At 43.2% G+C, this 22,957-nt stretch carries 20 protein-coding genes; 8 read left to right on the top strand and 12 right to left on the bottom strand.

Going from position 1 to position 22,957, the window contains the following annotated elements:
- Window positions 1–72: 72 nt before the first annotated feature.
- The gene (locus tag DS891_RS20440) at window positions 73–321 is read right to left on the bottom strand and encodes a hypothetical protein (protein WP_130126743.1); all 249 of its coding nucleotides are present in this window, start codon (window positions 319–321) and stop codon (window positions 73–75) included.
- 52 nt (window positions 322–373) lie between these two features.
- On the opposite strand from DS891_RS20440, the gene DS891_RS20445 reads away from it, so the two are divergent.
- Entirely contained in the window at window positions 374–565 is a 192-nt protein-coding gene (locus tag DS891_RS20445) for a hypothetical protein (protein ID WP_254605983.1), read from the top strand.
- Between the two features lie 11 nt (window positions 566–576).
- Here the strand turns inward: DS891_RS20445 and DS891_RS20450 are convergent, their stop codons facing one another.
- Window positions 577–3,258: a DUF2339 domain-containing protein gene (locus DS891_RS20450; RefSeq protein ID WP_174170789.1), complete on the bottom strand. Its 2,682-nt coding sequence runs from the start codon at window positions 3,256–3,258 to the stop codon at window positions 577–579.
- A gap of 242 nt (window positions 3,259–3,500) precedes the next feature.
- On the opposite strand from DS891_RS20450, the gene DS891_RS20455 reads away from it, so the two are divergent.
- Window positions 3,501–4,049: a carbohydrate binding domain-containing protein gene (locus DS891_RS20455; protein WP_174170790.1), complete on the top strand. Its 549-nt coding sequence runs from the start codon at window positions 3,501–3,503 to the stop codon at window positions 4,047–4,049.
- A 196-nt stretch (window positions 4,050–4,245) separates the two neighbouring features.
- Here the strand turns inward: DS891_RS20455 and DS891_RS20460 are convergent, their stop codons facing one another.
- From DS891_RS20460 to DS891_RS20470, 3 genes are all read right to left on the bottom strand, one after another.
- Entirely contained in the window at window positions 4,246–4,812 is a 567-nt protein-coding gene (locus DS891_RS20460; RefSeq protein WP_017217868.1) for a hypothetical protein, read from the bottom strand.
- Between the two features lie 128 nt (window positions 4,813–4,940).
- A complete protein-coding gene (locus DS891_RS20465; protein WP_010370628.1) occupies window positions 4,941–5,189 on the bottom strand; it encodes a hypothetical protein in 249 nt (82 codons plus the stop codon).
- A 226-nt stretch (window positions 5,190–5,415) separates the two neighbouring features.
- A complete protein-coding gene (locus DS891_RS20470; protein ID WP_174170791.1) occupies window positions 5,416–5,724 on the bottom strand; it encodes a hypothetical protein in 309 nt (102 codons plus the stop codon).
- Between the two features lie 154 nt (window positions 5,725–5,878).
- Between DS891_RS20470 and DS891_RS20475 the strand changes: the two genes are divergently transcribed.
- Entirely contained in the window at window positions 5,879–7,015 is a 1,137-nt protein-coding gene (locus DS891_RS20475) for a sensor histidine kinase (protein ID WP_254605985.1), read from the top strand.
- The gene (locus DS891_RS20480; protein WP_010607277.1) at window positions 7,012–7,626 is read left to right on the top strand and encodes a response regulator transcription factor; all 615 of its coding nucleotides are present in this window, start codon (window positions 7,012–7,014) and stop codon (window positions 7,624–7,626) included. The genes DS891_RS20475 and DS891_RS20480 overlap by 4 nt, the downstream gene beginning before the upstream one ends.
- 160 nt (window positions 7,627–7,786) lie before the next feature.
- Here the strand turns inward: DS891_RS20480 and DS891_RS20485 are convergent, their stop codons facing one another.
- A complete protein-coding gene (locus DS891_RS20485) occupies window positions 7,787–7,969 on the bottom strand; it encodes a hypothetical protein (RefSeq protein WP_010607278.1) in 183 nt (60 codons plus the stop codon).
- Between the two features lie 212 nt (window positions 7,970–8,181).
- Window positions 8,182–8,946, bottom strand: coding sequence for a hypothetical protein (locus DS891_RS20490; protein ID WP_174170792.1), 765 nt, complete (start codon window positions 8,944–8,946; stop codon window positions 8,182–8,184).
- 226 nt (window positions 8,947–9,172) lie between these two features.
- On the opposite strand from DS891_RS20490, the gene DS891_RS20495 reads away from it, so the two are divergent.
- The 4 genes from DS891_RS20495 to DS891_RS20510 all read left to right on the top strand — a co-directional run bounded on the left by DS891_RS20495 (window position 9,173) and on the right by DS891_RS20510 (window position 14,785).
- Window positions 9,173–11,443 (top strand): TonB-dependent receptor, encoded by a 2,271-nt coding sequence (locus DS891_RS20495; protein WP_174170793.1) that lies wholly within the window; start codon window positions 9,173–9,175, stop codon window positions 11,441–11,443.
- A gap of 2 nt (window positions 11,444–11,445) precedes the next feature.
- A complete protein-coding gene (locus tag DS891_RS20500) occupies window positions 11,446–12,396 on the top strand; it encodes an alpha/beta hydrolase (RefSeq protein WP_174170794.1) in 951 nt (316 codons plus the stop codon).
- Window positions 12,397–12,405: 9 nt separating this feature from the next.
- Complete coding sequence (locus DS891_RS20505) at window positions 12,406–13,647, top strand: triacylglycerol lipase (RefSeq protein WP_174170795.1); 1,242 nt, start codon at window positions 12,406–12,408, stop codon at window positions 13,645–13,647.
- A gap of 121 nt (window positions 13,648–13,768) precedes the next feature.
- Window positions 13,769–14,785 carry an AraC family transcriptional regulator gene (locus tag DS891_RS20510; protein ID WP_174170796.1) on the top strand — a complete coding sequence of 339 codons (1,017 nt, stop codon included), beginning with the start codon at window positions 13,769–13,771 and terminating at the stop codon, window positions 14,783–14,785.
- A gap of 137 nt (window positions 14,786–14,922) precedes the next feature.
- Here the strand turns inward: DS891_RS20510 and DS891_RS20515 are convergent, their stop codons facing one another.
- The 5 genes from DS891_RS20515 to hsdR all read right to left on the bottom strand — a co-directional run bounded on the left by DS891_RS20515 (window position 14,923) and on the right by hsdR (window position 22,853).
- Window positions 14,923–15,624, bottom strand: coding sequence for a hypothetical protein (locus DS891_RS20515; RefSeq protein ID WP_174170798.1), 702 nt, complete (start codon window positions 15,622–15,624; stop codon window positions 14,923–14,925).
- Window positions 15,625–15,655: 31 nt separating this feature from the next.
- Window positions 15,656–16,039 carry a hypothetical protein gene (locus DS891_RS20520; RefSeq protein ID WP_174170799.1) on the bottom strand — a complete coding sequence of 128 codons (384 nt, stop codon included), beginning with the start codon at window positions 16,037–16,039 and terminating at the stop codon, window positions 15,656–15,658.
- 126 nt (window positions 16,040–16,165) lie between these two features.
- Entirely contained in the window at window positions 16,166–17,548 is a 1,383-nt protein-coding gene (locus tag DS891_RS20525) for a restriction endonuclease subunit S (RefSeq protein WP_174170800.1), read from the bottom strand.
- Window positions 17,545–19,200 carry an N-6 DNA methylase gene (locus DS891_RS20530; RefSeq protein WP_174170802.1) on the bottom strand — a complete coding sequence of 552 codons (1,656 nt, stop codon included), beginning with the start codon at window positions 19,198–19,200 and terminating at the stop codon, window positions 17,545–17,547. The genes DS891_RS20525 and DS891_RS20530 overlap by 4 nt, the downstream gene beginning before the upstream one ends.
- Before the next feature lie 134 nt (window positions 19,201–19,334).
- Window positions 19,335–22,853, bottom strand: coding sequence for a type I restriction-modification system endonuclease (gene hsdR, locus DS891_RS20535; protein WP_174170804.1), 3,519 nt, complete (start codon window positions 22,851–22,853; stop codon window positions 19,335–19,337).
- Between the last annotated feature and the right edge of the window lie 104 nt (window positions 22,854–22,957).

The raw sequence follows: 22,957 nt of genomic DNA on the forward strand, positions 1-22,957 counted from the left end.
ACAAAACGGATTGGAAGCAGGTTTATCCTGCACTCCAATCCCAAATCCAGTGATGCGGCTACTCAAAAGATATTAATGTGCTTTCTTTGGTCCGTAACGAACCATGTCTTTGCCGTTTTCGAACACGTCTTGAGATACCCAACGACCCAACAACAATTGGTGTTTATCATCCAAAATCGCAATAAATGGTCTACCATCGCTGTTGTTCGTTGCCAGCGCCACACCAGCCACGTTTTGTAAACCTAAGCCACCGTTATCAATTAGCAACAAAAAAGCTTCCAGCTCGTCCAAGGTTTCAATGATATCTTTATCGTTGATCATCTCTTCACTCTCACTTACTCAGTATGCCGCGTAGAATACCAGTTCTGCTGAAATGATTGAACCCAACACCAAATGGCGTTTAACCAGTTTGACCCATACTGAAATCCAAAACGAAGCGGGAATGAGCGAGCAACAAATAGCCGAGCTAAATGTAGGGTTGTCGTCGATTCCATTAGGGCGCATGTTACAAGCAACAGCAATGCGCGGCGCGCACATCACTGCTGACGGTGGTTACTGCTTGTAAAAATGTAAGGATCAGTCCGCCGTTGGTTTTACCTCTCTGGGCTGATCCTGCATTTTTTGAAACAGCCAACCAATTCCCACCAAACATAAGCCTAAACCGATAAAAGACAAGGCGCGCAGCAAGCCTTCGAGGTTTGCCATATCGACCACAAAAGCTTTTAAAATAACAATGGCTAGCCCTGCAAAACCGGCGTTAATCAGCACTTTATGCTCTATCCGCTTGGCAACAAAAATTAATACGGTTGAAATCAATAGCCAAACAATCGAATAGGTATATAACTCGGATTGCTCCATCGGCATCGACAGCACAAGGAAACCCTCATGAAATAACGCCCGAATTTCACCATTGATAAACAAGACCCCTAGCAAGGCTATCAGCCCGTATACCAACCGCTTAAATTGCGGTGGTATTAACTTAAACTGGAGCATGAAAGCGAATACGCATGCTGGTACCAACCACTGCAAAAGTAACCAATTAAACACGCCGTCTCCAATATATTGCCTGTCAAAAAACGGATTATTGGCAAACGAAATATCGGCGTGGAGCAACGCGCTTCCAAGTAATAGCAAGCTAGCTGCAAGCGGATAAAGTCTGTTGCCCTTGTCGCTGAGCTGCCCTCGCCACAGATATACAGCGCCAAGCACCAGCCAATTCAAAGCAAGCAACACGGATTCTTGGAAACCGAGATTAGTAAAATCAGGGTAGTCACCAATCAAGAGATAACCTGTTTCGGTCGTAACCAGAAGCGCCACAATATGCATTGCGACGCCCATAAACCAAGTGTTCAGGGCCTTTGAAGGGTTGTATTTGGTAGCAAACCAAATGATGCCCAGCACCAGCGGATAGACCACAAGTGTCCAATGTATAGTTAAAATCGTTTCGTGCTTGTAATCTGCAAGCCAAGGCGCAAAAGTAAGACGGGTAACAACGGCAATAAGTGCAGCCTTATACAACCAATCAGGTATACGCACTTTGTACTTCCAGCTCAAATAACTCATAGACGCTACCTGTGCCGCAATCGCTAAAGTCAACGAGCTTGCCGAGAGTAACATCGTAAAACACAAACTCAGCATGGCATTCGCCAAAATAAGGTAAGTGACCTGCTGAATATTAGTATCCGTTTTCATCGCACAATACGAAGCGAAGAGCCCGATGGCCAACATCTCAACCGCCCATACAGGATATAAAATTGCTTCTGCGACTCTAGGAGAAATAGCGTAGCTTACACCGTAAAGCGCAAGTGGTGCCACGTTCAACAGCATCAAATAAGCGAGTCTTGATGGATATCGCTTAATCATCATCATGCTAAATAACATCGTGATGACCACTGCTACTTGGATAAACAAATACTTACCGGTGAAAGGAAAAAGTACGTCGCCGTAAGTGCCCACTTTGGGCATCAAGTAGAATGAGAGAAGTACAAACAATAGTAAATAAAATGGCCAACTATCCAATGCACTATGTCTATAAGCCGCGCACAAAACCACGCTAGCAAATAAGACATTAGCCCAAATAAGCGTATCGATTTGGGTTTTTATTATTAGCGCACATGCGATAAGTAACAGTGGGAGTAAAATTCCCAATTGCTCTTTTCTTGGCATTAATAGATCTTTGACCGGCAACGGACTTATCATTGAATTCGTCAGCCGCCAACCCAGTACGTCTACCAACACATATAAGTACATAGAGATAAGCGCAAAAATCAGCAGCACCCAAAAGTCGCCGCTTCCACCAACCGCAACCGCGGTGCAAAACCATAAGAAATGCCCAACAAAGCTTTGCCACCACAGCCATTTGCGCTTCACATAATCCGCAACCCAAATCGCAGAGAGTGAAACAAAGCTGATATACAGCAGTAACGCACCGATATTATTAGAACCGGTCGATACCAAAGCAGGCACGACATACGCACCAACGATGCCGATACCTGCGAGCACAGGGCCAAATCTCAGTGCCAAAGAGGTCGCAGCCAATGAAATAATGGCGAGTAAAACAAAGGCCATATTAGCCGGTATAAAATGATAGAAATCAAAAGCAACCAATGTCATGGCAAAGCAAGTGATCACGCCACCACTGGCAAGTGCTGCAGAAATGTATGGCGTATTAATTTTTAGCTTTTCTTTGTAGCGATTTACAACTTCAGCGGCAGTAACCAAGCTAACTCCAAAAAGGGCCCCCAGTATCACTCGCACACTAGGGGGAAGAAGTCCGGCTTCAATAGAATACTTCGTCAGAAAAACGCCGCCCAAGGCTAGCACTACGGCACCTATCCAAAAAAGTCCATTCCCTTTTAATAAAGAATCTAAAGTAAAGTCAAATTCAAAGGCTGGTTTACTCTTACTAGGCTTGGCTCTTGCGATAGTCACCATACTGTCGCTTTCAGGCTGCTGAGGTTGTGTAGGATTGGCTGTTGCAATGGAGCCACCCAATGCTGTTCGTGCAGTTAATGATGTGCTATCAGCTGTTTCGTCATTCCTTTGTCCACGCACAGAAAGCTTCTTCTCTGAACGTGCTTGATCTGAGAATTCACGACCTTCAAGTGTCGAGATCCGGCGACTTTGCTGCTCTATCGTATTTTGTAACTGATGTACTTTTTTGACAAGTTGCTTAAGCCTTTGTCTATCTTGTAGAGCAAATACAGCGCCAATAAATACAAAAAGATAAAAAATAAAAGAGATAAACTCCGTTTCCATACGATTCCTTATTTGTTTGCTAGACCCTAGCTAACCTGTATTAGAAACAGTATGAGATCAACCACACCAATAAATCAATCTCTCATGATAGGTGCCATAACTTTAGCAAGCCACATTGAAGTATGATGACTTGAAATTTTCTAACATTGGCCAAAAATGCACATGCGCCCCGTTGTCATATTACCTTCTTGTAAATAAACTAAAAAATTATATTTTAGGGACGTTGTTCTAAGGATTTTTCTATGCGTTTTTTATCACTTTTATTCGTTATAGCGGTTTCTGGCTGTAGCTATACTCAGCCGAACTTAAAGCCAAAACAATGGCGTTATGCGACCGATCCGCATGGCAGCCAAGCAATTCTGAACGGCCCGCTTGTTAATGAAGAGCAAGTTGCTATTCAGTTTAAACGCGTGCCGCGAGTCGATAAACAAAACAACTCTTGGGTAGAGCTTATTTACGACTTGCCCACTAAACAGCTCCCCTCTCAATTCAACATTGCACTGACGTATAAAAGTGATAACGCTTTGATAGTTAAGTTATCGCAACAGGAGTATGGCGGCTCAGGTGATAAAAGCTATGCGCACTACCAAACTAAATTACCAGCATCAAACACTTGGCAAACAATCAACGTAGCTCTGAATGATTTTGCCAGACCCAACTGGACACCTGCTTGGTCAAAAGACAAAGGGGTCATACTCAAGCATGTTTCCGCACTTTACTTTGTACCAGACTTGACAGACACAGAAGGTGGCGAAGCAAGCCTTGCAATAAAGAGTCTTCGAATTGAGTAATTTAGCCAATTAAATTGATGTGCATCTACATGTGGGGTATTCCACTTTACTAAACAATCGCTGCCAATTTAAGGTTAAAACGAATAACGTAAACGCAATGATTTGAATGTGATTTTTCAATAAAGCATAGTGTAGCCAGCTCATATAATTGTTAAATTAATAGCGCTGGCTAATCAGGGAGTCATTAAGCGTTAGATTACGCACCTAACGCAGTTAGCTTTTCTTTTAATTCTTCTTTATTGATTAGACCCATTTCGTGCTGCTTTTTGGTTTTACGAATTTCATCGAAATTGTCTAGTTTCAAACGTGCTTTAGCCAGCTTAGTATCAAACTCGTCTTGCGAGATAACATCAAGCTTTAGCGCTTTTTCTAGCTTCTCTTTTTCACCATCAAATTCTTTTTGGAAAACCGCTTTTTCCTGGATAACTATCTGATCTTTTAGTTGCTTCTCAATAGCGATAACTTCCGCTTCCAGATCGTCTTTACGCTTAATTAACGGATCGATACGCTCGATAGTGTCTTGCAATACAGCTTCAAGATTTGCACCATCGTTTTTGATTAGGTTTTCAATATATTTGCGGCCAATATCTTGGTATGCAATATTAAGTTGACCATCGATTGACGCGATATCTGATTTCAAACCAGCAAGCTTTGCATTGTCTTTCGTTGAAGACACAATATCACCGCTTAGTTTACTGGTAGATTCACCAATACTACTGCCAATAGATTGCGCTTGAGTTTTGAATTTATTTAATAGACTCATGGTTATTTTTCCTTAAATAGATTGAGATTTTCAATTTATGTAATATCTAGTCCAGCAGACAAACAGACAAAATATATTTCAGATTAATTAAGTAATAGGTATTAAACCCAGAGTATCTTGATTTAACTTTAAGACACTCGTTTCTTGCGCTTCGACATGATGCGTTTAGTGCCACTCCACGCCATCCAACAGCCGAATAACACAGCTCCCACGACCAAAGAGTAAATGGCAAAAGAGGCAACTTTAATAATAAAAATGACGAGCAAGGTGATAAATAGCACAACAAACAGCAAAAGTTTTGGTGATTTAGCTAGTTGCTTGGCAATAAAAGAAGGTAAAAACGCACTTAATATGCGCTCCAATCTTTGAGCATTCATAACACTATAATCCTTGTGTTTAAGTGAGATTATTTTGAGACGGACAATAGGTTATCAGCTTTATTTCTACCTGCCAAATTAATTATAGGTTAATTATCAAACTGAACAATCCCTTTTTTTAAACCAGTTATCAAATGAAACCAACCAAGAAAATAAAAATTAAAAATTTACAATAACTTAAAGAAAGCCATCTATAAATTATGGGGTTTAAATCCTTTTCATTTAATCAACAGTCAATAGAATTGAACCACCTTACCCATGATTCAGGTTCTGATAAAATAAATTTGAACGTTTGATTACTCTTTAATGTAATTTGGATCGCTTGAGTTGTAAGAGGAAGCAGTCCTGCGCCTTTGCCAAGGCACTGTTCAACCTTAATCACATCAACGATATCAATTTGATATGGACCTAGCCCCAGCAAGGTATTGAAAGGAGTAAAATGCAGTGTATCTGCCGTCGCCCATAATCTTCCATCAGCACGAGCGACGCCACATTGAACAGTGGCCATTGAAGAAACCGTTGCCATATCCGTCATAAATAAGCCTCATATGAATTACCGATACCCATCACTATCTTAGTAAAGTGATGTCACGTCACCAGTGATAAATCTCATATTTTGACTATGACAATTATCACTGTTCTCACCATAGCGATTCTGTAATAATCGAAAATAAAAACTTTGCGCAGAAATGATGGACTCTCCTATCCGCCATACAACAGACTGGCGTTTTTCAACACTTGCTTCTTGGTTAGGTGTCACACTTGCATGTATGTATTACCGTAACTCTCAGCTCGCATTGGTCGGCCAGCTAATAATTAGCGGTGCCATTTTGACATTGCTGTTTTTTATCATTAACAACCCAAATAAGCGAGTCCATGCGGCAGCCTGTACCTACCTAGTATTGATAGCGCTACTTATGCAGGTATCAACAACTTCATTAGTTTTTATTCATTTGGTCATGTTTTCTGCAATTTTTAGTCCGCACTTTTCATTCCCTAAAGTTCTGTCTGCCGTGTTACTTGCTATGCTGGTATACGGATTTACACACTATACAATGTGGGAAGGTAGCGTACCTTGGATCATCTTTGCTGTTTGGCTATTTTTTTGTGCAATGAACTGGTTTGTCAGCAGACGCATAGTTGAGAGCCTCAATATGCACTACCAATCTCGGCAAAATTACAAAGAGCTTAAAGCCACGCAACACATGATGGAAGCCATATCAGCAGCGCAAGAAAGACTCAATATTTCCCGAGAATTGCATGATTCACTAGGCCATAAACTCACAGCACTGAGTATTAATCTTGATTTCGCAAAAAGAACGGCAAGCGAAGATATGGAGCCAACCCTAGCAAGTTGCCATCAACTAAGCCAAACTTTGCTTGAGGAAGTAAGAAGTATCGTATCCACTCAGCGCCACAATAAAACACTCTTGAAACAAGCACTAGAAGCAATTTTCACGGCTACACCCAATTTGCGCTACACCTTAGAGCTAGACCGTGGTTCAGAACAAATCTCGCAAGCGCATTCACTCTGCGTGATCCGTTTTTGTCAAGAAATGGTAAGCAATACGCTCAAACATACCAAAGCAAATCATATCAATTTTGAGGTCGTAATTGACACAGCAAACCATAATCTAAAAGCTAGCGCCTTTCACAACCAAAGCGAGTCTAGCTTGCCAAAACAAGGCAATGGCTTATCTGGGCTACATGAGCGACTAGCACTACTTAACGGCTCATTCACACAAAAAATTGAAAATCAAAAGCTCATCAGCTCGATAACCATACCTGTACCCGAACTTAACCTTTTATCCGAGAATATTACATGATCAATTGCCTACTCGTGGAAGACCAAACCTTGGTGAGGTTAGGCCTAGCCAACTTGCTTAACCTTGACGAAAACATTTGTATAAAAGGGCAAGCTGAAGACGGTATACAGGCACTTGAGTTACTCGCTTCACAACAATTTGACATCATCTTACTGGATATGCGCATGCCTAATTTAGATGGACTAGGTGTACTTAATGCATTGCGCACTAACGCAATACCCACTCCAGTTTTGATTATCACTACCTTTGAAGATTGCGATGTATTGGTAAAGGCCATTAATCTTGGTGCACGGGGCTATGTACTTAAAAATATTGAACTAGAGGCATTAATCGACGCCATCCAACAAGTGATTGCAGGGAAAAAAGTGCTACAAAGCGCTTTGACGACTTACCTTCTAGATCAGCAATTAGCACCACAAGAAAAATTGACTGAAAAAGAACAAGCAGTGTTGCGCTGTTTATCTCTCGGCATGTCAAACAAAATCATCGCCAACACCTTACACAATTCCGAAGGCACCATTCGCAACCATGTCTCTCAAATACTCGCAAAACTTGAAGTTAAAGACAGAACCCAAGCGGTCATAAAGGCGATTAACCAGAGTTTGATTTAAATGAAGCTTAACCGTGACGATAGCTGGTTATTGAAAGTGAGCTCAATCCGGTTAGCGCCAAAGCTGACGGCTAGGATGGCATTAACTATCCGAAGCTAAGGTTATTTATACAAAAAAGCATAAAACGTGATACGAACTAGGTCCGCATCACGAATCAATATTACATTTCCGTACAGGCAACTTTATCCGTAGGATAGCAAGTGCCGGTAACTAAACATTTTGGACCCATGCTGCACCACTCAGTTTGCTTCACGCCACCTGCAACTTGAGGAGTCGCTTGCGCATTGAGTTCGGTATTATTAGATAGAGATTTAAGTGGTTTTTTTTGTAATTTCAATTTCATTCTTTATTTTCCTTATTGATAATTTGTACCCTTTTTAAAAGAGTACCCCAAAGTATCACCTTTAGAGATAAAGAACAATAATTCAGCAAATACTAAAATTGTAAATAATTCTTTCGCTCAGTTTTAACTAAGGGCTTAGCATGCAATCTTTACATATCGGATAATTTGCTGCGTGCAATGGACTGAGCTCAACCCAGCCCAATGCCTTTAAACTAGTATAGTGCTCGGTCTCTTTGTCCATACCCATAATATGGAAAAATATCCCAGCAAAATAAACCATCTTCTCCCACCGCACAGGTTGAGTCTTCCATTAATTTCGTCACATTTTGAATCGAAGGAAGCGTTATCCCCTTTCCTTCATTACTCCCTAAGGGCCAGCAAGATAGACCGTTATCATCTACTGCACAAGCTTGGTAAGTGTATACTTTGAGTTGCGTCGGATTAACGAGTGGTTTGCTATATACATCATTAGCGCGATTCCAGCACACCGCTCTATCAAGTTCTAAAACACATGTTTCTATAGCACCAACTGAGACACTTTTTGTAGTTAATAAGTCACCAGGAACAAACAGTTCTTCATGAGTTCCCTCCTTGATACATTGCACAAAGCGAGAATTAATCTGCTGATAACCTCTAACCATGCAAATACGGTCCTCACTTAAATCCAGAGATAATATGTTATCAAAATACATACTAGGATAATTCCAATCAGCCCCAGAGTTGTCGCTGTCACACAAAAAGCCGCCTGTGTATAAAGCGCATACGCTAATACCTTCCCAACTAAGGTAAGATTTTCTTGCTGCGCTTCCATTACTAATAGAATCTAAATTTGTTGGACGCGCTTGCAGTCGAATTTTAGGGTCTTCTTGGCTCCATTCTTTTACCAACTCGAAACACTCCAACTTACCATTTTCAACGATACATAAGTTGTCATCTCTCAAAGAAATGTCATCAGGATAGTATTGTTTATCAAACAAAACCTGACCGTAAGAATTACTTGAACACTCTAAGCCACTTTCATCAGCATCATAATATAAACACCCATTGAGCCGTAGAACAGGTTTGAGTTGAATGGATGAATAAGATATCCATGTTCGTAATGAGCTAATTTGCTCATCAAGTTGACTGTTTTTGTCCTAGCTATTGAATTTTCTTCATTCCTATACTGGAGAACATAATAATAACGACGAAAGGTTACTCAGCATGATTGCAGCAACTCAATCGCACAGAGTCAGTTCAACCAAAGGTATACCACGGCATACACTATCACTTCTGATAGCGGCTGTATTATCAGGCCATAGCTATGCCGAAGCGGAGTCCACGCTAAGCACTCAGCAAAGCAAAAAAATTGAGCGGATCAGCGTTACCGCAACGCGGCAAACCGAAAACCTACAAGATGTCGCACTTGCGGTGACCGCCCTCTCCGCCTCAGAGCTTGAGAAGATGAACGTACAAGATCTCGGTGATCTGGCATCTCACGTTCCGAACCTTAACCTGCACTCAGGTGATGCTTCCAACGCCGTCATTTATATTCGCGGAATTGGCCAAATTGACTCTATCTCCTTTAATGACCCTGGCGTTGGTGTGTATCTCGACGACGTATATCTTGGGCGCGTTCAAGGTGCCTTTTTAGATGTTGTCGACCCGGAACAAATCGAAGTATTACGCGGTCCACAAGGCACCCTTTACGGTCGCAACACCATAGGTGGCGCGGTGCGTTTCAGTAGTGCCAAACCTTCGCAAGACAACGAAGGATATGTCAGCGTGGCACTTGGAAATTATAATGCTCGGACGATAAAAGCTAGCGTCAACGGCGCATTGATTGAAGACACGCTCTCTGGACGTTTTGCGATTGCCAAAAGTAGTCGAGATGGTTTTAGTGAGAATCGCTATAACAATAGTGACGACCACGACAAAGACACCTTAGCGTGGCGCGGCAGTTTACTTTATCAACCAAGTGAGAATTTTTCGGCCTATTTAGTCGTCGACGGCTCGAACGCATCCCCCTCAAACTCACGCACCCCACATAGAGAAACGCCTATCTATTCGGTGGTAAAAGAAGGCTACTATGCGCCCGAGGAAGACCCTTTTCTCGTTGACGTTAACTACAACGATTTAGAAGAGCTCGATACCTCGGGAGCGGGCTTAACGCTTGAATATTTCACGGGCCACTCGGTATTTAAATCCATCACTGCTCGGCGCGAAATGGAATACCGCACGCACTTAGACTTAGATGCCACCCCTGATGCATCGTTTGGTATTTTTAACTTCGAAGATCAACAGCAGATAAGCCAAGAATTTCAATGGTTATACAAAGACGACAAATTCTCTTTGGTATCTGGGCTCTATTACTTTAATGAGGACGATCTGAGTTTTGGAGGCTCCGTCGCACCGGACTTTTTTGTTATGGTGGCGCCAGACGTTTACCTGCCTTGGCCTGTGATTAACGCAGGAGAACGCGATCAAGAAAATACCAGCTCAGCCCTCTACGCTAACCTCTCTTGGTCTTTGACTGAAAAGCTCGACATCACGCTTGGCGCACGCTACACCATTGAGAAAAAAGAAGTCACGTCCAAAGGCGAGGAGTTTTTTGGCACCGGTGTAACAACGGCTGAGGAAATGGAAGCGGTATTCGGCACAGGCATTGGCTATAGCCCTACAGGCTACAGCGCATCCAAGGAGTGGAAAGAGTTTACCCCAAAAGTGGTGTTCGATTACACCATATCTGACGACAGCATGGTTTACCTGAGCGCCGGAAAAGGGTTTAAAAGTGGCGGTTTTAACGGCCGGATCACCTCATTTGCACAACCTTTTGAACCAGAAACCTTGTGGAGCTATGAAATTGGCTCTAAGTCCTTATTGAATAAGCAGAATATTCGCTTAAATACCGCGGCTTTTTTCAATGACTACAAAAACTTTCAGCTCAGCCGCTTTTCTACCGACCCCGACACCGGTGCGTTTTTATCACTGTTTGAAAATGCAGGTAAAGCCACTATTTATGGCGCAGAAATGGAGCTCGAAGCCGTGGCTTCCGATAACCTCACTCTAAACCTCAATCTGGGCTATTTAGGGGGCGGTTATGATGAGCTTATCGGCGACTTTGGTAAAGAAGTCAGCGATGAAAGGGAGCTGGTTAATTCACCCAAATGGAATGGCCGTGCGGGCTTTGAATACTTCTTTAGCGCCTTTACGCAAGGCGAATTTTCACTACGTGGTAGTGCCGCCTATCGCAGTAAAACCTATCTCACCGTGAGCAGTTCAGAGGTACTTGCACAGTCTGGCTACACCCTCTTTGATATGTCACTGCACTACCGCTCCGCGGACGACAGTTGGGAAGCCAGTTTATACGGCAAAAACTTAGGCGATAAACGCTATCGTCAACACGGCTTCGATCTTAGCGCAGCACCCGGGGTTCAACTTGGTTATTACGGCGCGCCTAGAACGTACGGTATCAACCTTAAATATAAGTTTTAATTATGAAATTAGACAAACAAACACAAGCACTGTTAGACGACCTCGCGGCTCAAGCTGGCGACATTCATGACATCGAAATCTCCATTGAGACCTCACGACAAGGCGCAAGAGCGATGTTTTTGGGGCTCGCGGGAGAAATTGACGCACAAGTAAGTAGCCAAGACCTACACATTGAACACAATGGTATTCACGTGGGCGTTCGCTGTTACCGACCGGCGCAGTCTTTGGCAAGCCCCAGTCCCGCGGTGGTGTTTGTCCACGGTGGCGGCTGGTCTTTAGGAGATGTCGACTGCTATGACGGACTGGTAAAAGACTTATGCCAGCAATCCGGTGTCGTTTTTTTCAGCGTCGAATACAGCCTCGCGCCTGAACATAAGTTTCCATGTGCCCTGCAGCAAGTGATAGCCGTAGTAGATTGGCTACAAGAAAACCACCAGCAGTTGGAGCTAGACCCCACAAAGATTTCCCTGATGGGCGACAGTGCCGGTGGTAACTTAACGCTTGTTGCAGCGCATAACTTACATCAACAACAGCCAAACACCCTAAGTAACTTATACCTAGTTTACCCTGTGGTTGACTCTTTTTCTCCCCATGAAACCTATCCGTCACGCATGCAGTATGGCGATGGAAACTTGTTGCTAACCAGAGACGCAATTAAAGACACCTGCGACTGGTATTTAGCACCTGAGCAAAGCGCAGCGGACGTCAATGTCTCACCATTATTTATTGAAGACATGACGCATCTTCCTGCCACCAGTGTGCTGCTTGCCGGCTGCGACCCACTTTACGATGAGGGAATACTGCTCGCCAAAAAACTAAAGCAAGCGGGTGTGCTTAATACCTTAACCTGCTTCGAAAATACCATACATGCGTTTTTCTCCTTTGCCGTGCTCGACGTCTGCAAGCTCGCGCGCAGCAATATTGCCAATCAGTTAAAGCATGACTTGACCTAGGATAAAAATATGAAAAACACAAACACGACTTTGCGCACTCACACTTATGGGTTGCTCGTTTTTATCTCACTCGCAGCAAGTGGTGTAGCGCACGCTTCAGCGACACTTGAAGCCACCTATACCACGGGTATTAACAATGGCTGGCAAAAGGTTGAAAGATGGCGAGATAGCTCAGGGCATATCGGCAATGAAAGCTTTCCTGCTGACAACCGTGGCGATCAATCAGGTCAGCGTGCTACTTTCTTTGCATCTAACCAACCAAGCTCTGCGCAGTTTCTGCTTTATCATGCGCCGGGTTGGGATAGTAATAGCCGCCAAACACCGGTGTTGCTGATCCACGGTGCCAATCAAGATGCTGATTTGGCTTGGGCAAATCCAAACGAGGCCGGTAGTTACGGCTGTGGTCGACAAAACTGCCCTTCGCAAGGCTTAATGCAAGTGCTTGCCAATGATGATTACAAAGTCTTTGCCTTAAATCTGGCGCATAAAAATGGCGATGGCTTTATCTGGGCGGAGCAGATAGCCAATGCCATCGCTCAGGTTAAAAATAAGACGGGGGCAACGCAAGTCGATTTAGTCACTTGGTCAAAAAGCGCGTTTAATGCCCGCATGTATATTTCTTCTTTGACCAATGCTTGGAGCACTAAATTCAACAGTGACGTACGTAAACTGGTGATGCTCGGCGCCCCCAACAACGGTATTGATTGGTCATTTCGTCACGGCGTTAATCATACCTATGGTGCTTATTCGCAATGTGGCGGCAGCATAAATGGGCCTACCGCGCATGATCAAATATTATGTTTTGGCTTATGGTATTCAAGTTCCGAGTGGGTTTACGACTCGCCTTATTTTCCCGGCTCCGCGCAGATGCTAAAAGCACTAGATGATAAATATGCACTCCCCACCACAGAGCAAGATTGGTACACCACTTACTACGGTGGCTTAGGGTTTGTGAGCAAAGGCCGAGGTATCGCAGCGTTTACGGTCAACTCACTGGTAGACCAAGTTCGTAGCGCTGGCACCGACAGCAGCGTTCAAGTTTATAATCTTTGTGGCGATCAGGCCGATATGGCATTTATTCACAATGAACATACCGGCCCTTCCGATGGCGTTGTATTTATCAGTAGCTGCATCGACAGCACAGGAATAAGTAACTTGGCGGGCTCAGCGGTTGTGGCCACCAACCATCTAGAGCTTGGCTGGGAACCCAGTGCAATCAACCAAATCAAAAATTGGTTAAGTGCTCCCTAGCAGCCCCCTCGGCGGGTGGTGACAAAATACTGCACTAAAGTTGCAACGCAAAACTATTGCTATCTTGAGTTGATGTTGATTAACTGAATTGTTGAGAGTGACAGGATGAGCTTACGTATTTATGTCAAACACCGCTATTGCACCTTGCTACGTGCAATTGATGCAGCACACACTCACCGCAGCAAAACTGGAATTTGCTGCGGTCGCGCAGTATTTGGCTATCAATAAAGCCATTGACGCCCTAGATGCCATTGAGTTTATGCGCGTGATGGAACACTGTGCTGTCGAGCTCAATGACGAAAGTCTAAACCTCAACCGCAAAAAGCTTCTGCCTGGCACCAACGAATTTGTATTCAATAGCCTGCGCCATTGCCGCACCATTACTCAGCTCTTACAGGAGCTTGCCCGTGGCTATAACTTTATCCACGCGGGAACTTACAATTTCTGCGAGGTGTCACACTCTCAAGTGAGTTATATAATTGATGATGCGGCCTTTGACTATGCCACGGCCGCTGACGCGCAATTTTCTCGCTGTATGTTAGATAGCATGCTGATATTGATCCATGGCCTCGTAAAATATGTGTGCGCCGAAACCACCCAAGTTCAACTCACACAAGTGCAGACCAAAAGTGACTCAAGCTCGCTGCTAAATTCGGTTATCACCCACATTCCCATTAAACCCGTAAGCAATCGCTACTTACTCACCTATCAATACCAAGAAACGAATCAATCATTGGATTTGGCGAAGCTAGAGCATCTAACGCTCAATACCATTTATCATTCGCTCGCACGTACACTCCATCACCAGCAGTCGATCAACGACCATGCTAACTTGCTCGATAAAGTCTATAGTGAGCTTAACGCGGGAACACTGTGCCAAGAACAAATGGCTGACAAGCTCAATATCAGTCCGGCAACATTAAGACGAAGGCTCGCTGAGTATCAAACCAGTTTTAGGCAACTCAAAAATAACGTACAGAACAAGCAGGCCAAACTGCGACTAACTCAAGGCAGTAGTTTGTATGAGGTGGCGCACACGCTACAGTTTTCAGATGAGCGTAGCTTTATCCGTGCGTTTAAGTCGTGGAACGGCGTAACGCCTATGCAATTTCTGCAGGGTTTGAGTTCAAAGTCCTAACTATTAAATTTTGTTTAGAGCTGCTAATACAACTCATGTAAAAGTTGACGTTAAACAAAGTAAAGCACAACAAAAGTGATATTGTGCAACAAGCAAACAGAGTAAAAATGTAATACCGATTAGCTTAATTAAGAGATCTATTTTGAGGCCACAAAATGGAATTCAAACAAAGTAAAATCCAGCTGAGGAAGCTGCCGTTGTAGGCTATTAAGAACTTTATACTCTGAGTGAGTGCATGTCAGCGCTACTCTTATTTTTTCCTCGTAATATGAGTAACAATCAACAAAGTGTGCTTTGGTTCTCGCGTGTTGATCAACAAGAACCGTTCGCGATACGTAAGCGCTTCTTACAAATTCTTCTATTAAGTGTTTATTTTTAAAAGCAGAAGAAACATTATCGAATAAGTAAAATTCTTCGCCACTTATCCAACTAGGGCGTGAATTATAATCGTTGCCTTCGTCACTTTGCTGTATTTCACCCCTTAAAAAACCACTGCCTTGCTTCTTCAATTCCGTTGAAAAATCAATAAGTTTAAGCTGGATATTAGCATTGGCAGCTTCTTTGACTAATTGCTGATTGGTCTCTTGCGGGTGTTCACTCACCCACACCCTCATTGAATTTGCAGGAAAACGCCCCCAAATAAAATTCAATTTATTGGATTTTTTATGATTTTGTTGGGTACTTAGCGCATTCGTAGCGCTGGCATGAGAGTTAGTAGCACTTGTATTAGAATTTGTATCACTCGCGCCCCCATTCATTGCTCCCTTACCAAACTGACTTCCAATTTGTTGTAAAGCGGCGCCTAATGCTGCTTGTTTGTTATTGCTATTATCAGCCATAATTCAGCCTCTTTAATAATAAATTATTATTCTAATCTAAGTGCGTTAATTCTTTCGCCTCGGCTTCAGTCATGCCAGCTTCAATCAGGGCATTTAAGCTATCTCTTTGCATTTCATCTAATGAATTTTTAGGGGTGTATGAAACGTGAGTCGTTAGGTGCCACCCTGCTGGTATGTTGCCGCACTGCTCCGTGTAATAAATCTGAACAGCATAATGCGTTTGCTTAAGTTTTTTATATAACTCAATAGCCTCATCTAAAGTAGGAACAAAGAGTAATTCCTGCTCTGGCTCGGCATTGCGATTTTCATCGGTCACGCTCCTCACATTTTCTTTTTTCAGCCACGTTGAAGACTTAATCTCTTCAAGCTTGGCCTTCATTGCTTCTTTATTGTTATCTGAAGTGTTATCTGACATTTTATCAACCTTATTAATATGGCTATGCCGCTATGCTCAGCAAGGCACAGCTTGCTCCCTCACGAATATTAAAACCTGCATAATTAAATGCCAAAAACGCCTCTCGCCACCAAATTAATGAGTTAGTTACTTACTGATGGTTTTTGCTGCGCGTTTTTTGCCGGCCTCGGCTTTTTTAACGGCTTTAGCGAGGGCTTCTGCCTCTGCTTTTGCTTGCGCTATGCGTTCAAGCAGTTTTTCTGCTGGTTCGTCGTTGTCATCTTGTGGCACCAACTCGCCGCGAAACGCTTTCGCTAAAATACTTTGAGTCAGCTTATCCACACGCGCGCGGGCTTTATTGACTTGCGCTTCAATGGTGTCAGCAAGGGCAAAATACTCATCAACCAGGCGAACGATTTCTGTTTGTTCTTCTAAGGAAGGTAAATATATAGTTATTTCTCTAACCTTATTTAAGTTAAGGTTTGGTTGATTACCACCTACCGCAGCTTTTCGAGTTTCTTCATAGTTTTCTTGCAGCCTTAGTTTCACATAACTGGTTAGTGCAATATTATTATTTACAGTTATGGCAGCACAGGCTTGGTTGCAAGTAGCATCAATAGTTAATTCGGTCACTTGTCCCCGCGTTTTTCCTTCACCATACATAGCTAGCAGCAAAGTACCACTGGGGAATAGTTTTAACTTACAGTCTTTAACTGCAAAGTTTGAAACAAACTGTTCTGATTCATTACAAAGTGGGCTGCCAGTTGCGCTACTTGTTAACCAGGGAATGTCTGCTGAATCCCAATACTCTTCGATAGTACGTTTCGGAGTTTTACCGGTGGCAACACTTGCAACATCGCCAACAGCTAGGCTTTGCCAGTCACGTAGTTCTGATGTTCCTCGCCATTCTTCTGTTAGTTTACCGCTGACGGCGTTGGCAAGTACGGATTGGCGGAAGCGTTTGATAATGGCAGGGATGCTGTCTAAACGCCCTTTAATGGCATCAACCTGCGCCAACACATCATCTAACTTTTCAACTATTCGTTTTTGTTCTTCTACAGGAGCTAGAGGGAAAGGTAGCGTTTTAGCTACTTTTCCAGATAACTCTTTAAAAGTTGTTCCTGTTGCCAAACTTTCAGCAAGATGTTTAATAGATTTTAGGTAATAATATAGATACTTACTTTTGACATCTCTATAAGGTACGAAGCTTTTAAAGCCCTGATTTGTACAAATTTCATTTTCAGCAATGACCACGTAGCCAACAGGAGCTCTGCTACTGAAAAGCACAGAGCCTTTAGGCATCAACTTTGCTGAACAAGATGCATAACCGATTTTAGTGATTGAACGTCTTCCATGTGAAATATACAGCTTACTATATCCACTTAAATCAGCAGGTGTTATCCAAGAAATATCTAATTCATGGTTGTCAGAATAAAACTCTGAGTTTGTCGATTTTGGGGTTCCACCACTAACAACATCAGTCACCTGTTCAATTGGAACCAGCTCCCAACCTTTTGGTAATTCGTTCATGCTTCACCGTCCTGCGCCACTGGTTCAACTAAACCAAACTCAGCCTCTAACAGTTGCTTTTGTGCTTCGGCTTCATTATCTGCACCGAGGGCTTTCATCAATTGGTAAATTTCACCCATAGCGGTTGTCAGTTCTGCCATGGCCTCACCTGCCAGCACTTCTGGCTCTGGTAGGTTGTCAGCACTGGTGGCATCGTTATCTTTTAACCAAGTAATATCTAAGCTATCGCCTTTTTGCTCGCGAATATACTCACGGGAGAATTTGCGCCACCTTGCGCTCTCTAACTTTTTATTTAGCTCAAGGCTGTCTTTCTCGCCTTGCTCTTTATTTGGCTCAAGGCTGTTTGTTTCATTTTCGTCAGGGTGGATTGCGCCTAGGATGTCGTAAACACCTTCAATGCGTGGCGATAAACCGTTTTTATCTTCGCCATAGGCGGTAACAAAGGTTTCAAAGTGTTGTTCTGTGAGTGGGCGGCGTTTACCAAAAGTATTCATATTGGTACGCATATCAAATACCCAGGTCTCGGTAGTGCAGGCTGTGTCTTGGTGGATATTATCTACTGCGCCTTTTTGGAAAAACAGCACATTGGTTTTTACGCCTTGGGCGTAAAAAATACCCGTTGGCAGGCGCAAAATGGTGTGTAAGCGACACTTTTCCATTAAATCGCGGCGAATATCTGTGCCTTTACCGCCTTCAAATAATACATTATCGGGAATGACTACCGCAGCACGGCCGCCTGGTTCAAGTGCCTCAACAATATGTTGCATAAAGCACAGCTGTTTGTTTGACGTTGGGTAAACAAAAGTACGGGTAATGTTGGTGCCTGATGCTGCTCCAAACGGTGGGTTTGTTAAAATAACGTCGGCTTTTGGTAAGTTCTCACCGGCTGCACCTAAGGTATTACCTAAGCGAATAGCGCCTTCGTTTTCATCGCCTTCAATATCGTGCAATAAGCAGTTCATCAGTGCTAAACGGCGGGTTTCTGGTACTAACTCAAGGCCAACAAAGGCTTTTTGCATTTGAAAGCCTTGATCTTCGTCGCTTAAGTCAAACAAGTTGTTGGTTTTACTTTTAATGTATTTGTCAGCTTCGATTAAAAAGCCTGCGGTGCCTGCGGCTGGGTCTTGGATCACTTCACGGGCTTGTGGCTGCATTAACTTAACTATAGTGTTAATAAGCGCCCTTGGGGTAAAGTATTGCCCAGCGCCCGATTTGGTTTCGTTGGCATTTTTTTGCAATAAGCCTTCGTACATATCGCCAAAATCATCGCGGGTTTTACTGCCAGTGCCATCACCAGAATTATCTATCCACTGCAATTTGTCCATGCTCGTGATCAGCTGATTTAGCTGAGCAGGCTGGGTAATGCTGGTATTCACATTTTGGAAAATAGCGCGCACAATGGCGTGCTCATCTGCGCCCAGTTGTACTAACAAGTTACGATAAAACTGGTGCTGCTCTTGACCTAATTTGTTTTTAAGGTCATGCCAGCGAAAGCCCTCTGGCAGTAGGTCGTCTTCTTGGCCTGTCTCTTCACACATTTTTAAAAATAGCAGTGAGGCCAGCTCGTTTACGTAGTTTTGGTACGACACACCGCCATCGCGCAGGTTATCGCATAGCTTCCAGAGTTTATTGACTAAATCAGAATTGTTCATTGGTTCTCTTTGTTACTGCGTTTGGCTGTTTTTGGCAAATAGCAGCATTTTTGTGTTAAGCACAGTAGGGCTGTGCTTAACCATAAAAATTAATGGGCTAAATTGTACGTGATTTTTACTTTTGATAAACCGCTTTAAGCAGGTTCATCCCACATATATTCGTAAAACTGTTGCAGTATGCTTGATAATTCATCTTCAAAGATGCGCTCAAGCTTGCGTTTTCCGCCACTGCGGCGGTAATTGCCAGTTTTAAAGGTGGTGTCATCCAGTACCACTTGCTGTTTAATGCTCACAGCTAAACGTTCAAGCCAACTGAGTTGCGCCTCATTCCAGTTTTTACTGGCTTTTATTTTGTTAAGCGCTTTATCGACTCGGGTGTCAAACGGTAACAAGGCATCGCCCATAGCAGCACGGCGAATATGGCCGATTAAACGCGCGGCTATGTCTTCATTTTTAGTGGCTTGCCAGGCTTTACGTAAGGTTGATTCATCGTAATTTTGCGCGTCAAACCATTCTTGTAAGTCAAGCAGGGCTTTACGAGTGAGATCGCGCGGGCGATTGATGATCACTTCAAGGGCTGCTTGTTTATTTACCGAGTTGTCGACCAGTTTATCAAACGACTCAAGGAAGTCCTCAGGCTTTTCGTGATCGCCCCATACATGGGTCACTGAGATGACTTCGTCTGGCATATCGGTAAAAATAGGCATATCACGCAATGCGTTAATATCGTTTTTTAGCTGCTCTAGGCGACTAACAAAGTTAGGTAAGCTGTTAATAATCTCAGCACTTAGCCTTGGCCCCTTTTCTTTTAAGGTGTTTGGCAAGCTTAAAAAGTCACAACCTGCTTTATCAGCCAGTATTTCATCAAAGCGCTTAATGTGGCTGTCGATTTCTTTTGAGCGGTCGCGGTTACACTTTGCATGGCTGGTAATACGTTGCAGCTTAGCTACTAATTGCTCGTGGCTATGCTCTGCAAAGCTTCGGCCATCTGCCTCTTTGGTGTGGTAGGTTTCATCCGCCGTAATTTCGTTCACTAAGGTTTTAATATCAACCTCTGGGCGCACCACGACTGGACGCATGGTATCGACACTTTGTAAGGTGCTGTATAAGTTAACAGCATCAAATATCTTAAAACTGGTTTTGCCCACTTCAGGGCAAAGGCGAGTGGCGCGGCCTTTCATTTGCTCATACAAAATACGACTGCGCACTTTTCGCATAAAGACCAGATTGCAAATACTTGGTATATCAATACCCGTGGTGAGTAAGTCAACCGTTACTACAATGTTAGGTAAGCGGTCTTTTTTAAAGCGGTTAATAAGCGACTGTACTTTTTTACTGTCTTTGTCTGAGTCACCTGTTATTTTAATAATGGCGTTGTGCTCAAGCTTTGGGTACTTTGTTTTAAATGCGCTACGCAGCTCTTCTACTACCATATCGGCATGTTCATTGTTAACGCAAAAAACTAGCGTTTTTTGTTTACTGGTTGGATCAATATGATTTACCAACTCTTCGCATACAGCCTTATTAAAGCCTGTCGAGATTAAGCTACGGTTAAAGTCCGCAACCTCAAAGTTTTGCTCATCTTCTAAAGTATCGTTTAGCAACTCACCTTGTGATGACAAACGCATTACTTCAGTACCTGCACCCATAACTACGCCATCTCGTGACTGTTTAGTGAGAATTTTGACCGGTGGCTCTTGGTCAACTAAGTGACCATCAATTACTGCTTTGCGATAGCTGTAACGATAGACAGGCTGTTTTTGCGTGCCACCAAAAATATCTACTGTATGCAGGGCTGGAGTTGCTGTTAGGGCAATTTTAACAGCATCGAAGTGGTCTATTATCCGGCGGTAAGACGAAATAAAGTCTTTTGCATCGCGGAATTTTTCTTCACCTTCGGTTTGTTCTTTATCGAGAATATATCCGCGGTGTGCTTCATCAACTATGATGCAATCGTAACGCCCAACTGGCATAACTTCTTCACTTTGCAGAGTGCGTTTTACTAATGATTGCACGGTTGCTACGTGGATTTGCGTCTCGTCATCAGGGAAGCGCTCAGTTAAATCGCTGACGTTATATATAGTTTTAAAGGTATCACCTTTAATGATGGTATCTTCAAATGAATCAAGCGCTTGCTCACCAAGCGACGTTCTATCGACTAAAAATAATACGCGATTAAAGCGCTTCGATTGAATTAAACGGAACATTAAGCCAATAGCGGTACGGGTTTTACCCGTGCCTGTGGCCATTGCCAATAAGATGTCTTGTTCGCCACGAGTAACTGCTTGCTCTACCGCTTGGATGGCCTCTTTTTGATAATAACGCAGGCCTAAATCATCGGTGATTGGATTTTGCTTAAACCAATCGTTGTAAACTTGGTTGTCGGCTTCAAGTTTAGCAATAAGCTCTTCTGGTCGATGCCACTCTGGCAGCGCTTTGGGCATATTGGTATTATGACGAACATCGCGATACCAAATACCACTTTTTGTTTTGGATGCAGCGCGATATTCACGTCCATTAGCCGAGAAGCAGAATGGAATTTTATAAGGTGAGCTATTTTCGTCCTGCCATGTTGGTAAATACTGTGGCAAAGCTTCGTTAACTAGGTCGCCGTCTAAGTGTGAGAGTGTTTGACGCAGCAAGCCATGATCAAATGTTTTTGAATAGCGATACGCTTCATTCAATTTAGCGCTTACATCGGTATTCGTTTTTTTCGCTTCAATCACACCAATGGGACGAAGACCGACAAACAATACGTAGTCTGCAAAGCCTTGCTTGCCTGTTTCGTCAATGCCCGTAGGCCATTCTGCAATTGCCATATTACGGCCAACTTGTGGGCGCGTACCTTTAGCATAATTAAGTGCTTGTGTATCGGCATCCCACCCTGCTTTACGCAGTTGGGTATCGATTAGATAACGGGTCTCTTTTTCGGACAAGTTTAAGCTGCGCTTGGCTGCCGATTTTCGTAGCTCCGCATGGTAAGCTTGACGCTCGTCTTTGGTTTTTGCTGCAAGCTCTTGTTCTTTTGCTTTTAGCTCAGCTTCTAGCGCTTTAATGCGCGCCTCATTTTGTGCCTGTGTTTCCTGCTGTTTAGATTCTAAAACTGAAATATAGCCCTCAAGGCTTATTACAGTGCTTTGCTTCTCTTTAAGCTCTTTATCTGTTTTGAATTTTTTGTTGATGACTTCATCAAGCTTAGTTTTAAGCTTGAAGACTTCTGCATCCATCACAGTCGCGAGTTCGCCTTTTGGTAGTACAAATACAGGCGCTTTGTAATCTAGATTTTGTGTTACTAATGAGTAGTACCACGCAGCTAGGCGATGCGCGAATCGCAGCGTCATTTCTGCGTCTTCTAAGTCATTATGATAATCGTGAACCGCTTTATTGCCGACTTTTCGCAGCACGTGAAATACTTGAATGATATCGTCTTTTATTCCTGGTACTCGGGCGAGTTCACGGACGATCTCAATTTGCGTTTCTTTTTGATCAAATTTGAGTGCGTGGGCTAATTTTTTTGCTATCGTTTCTGCAAAAATACGTAGCTTTGCCATGGTGGTGTTTGGATCGCTAGGGTAATTTCGCTCTGCTGCCAGTGCAATTGTATATAGTTGGTTATCTATTTCTTTTAGAAATAAGAAGTTAGACTGTTTCATTCTGTATTCCTTTGCTGAGCACCTAGCTTATTTTAGATGCTGCTAACGCCATTTGTTTTTTACTAACTGGCTAGCCTATTTCAGTTATTTTTATATGATTAAGC

This window comes from Pseudoalteromonas sp. JC28 (genome assembly GCF_013319255.1).
Lineage (GTDB): Bacteria > Pseudomonadota > Gammaproteobacteria > Enterobacterales > Alteromonadaceae > Pseudoalteromonas.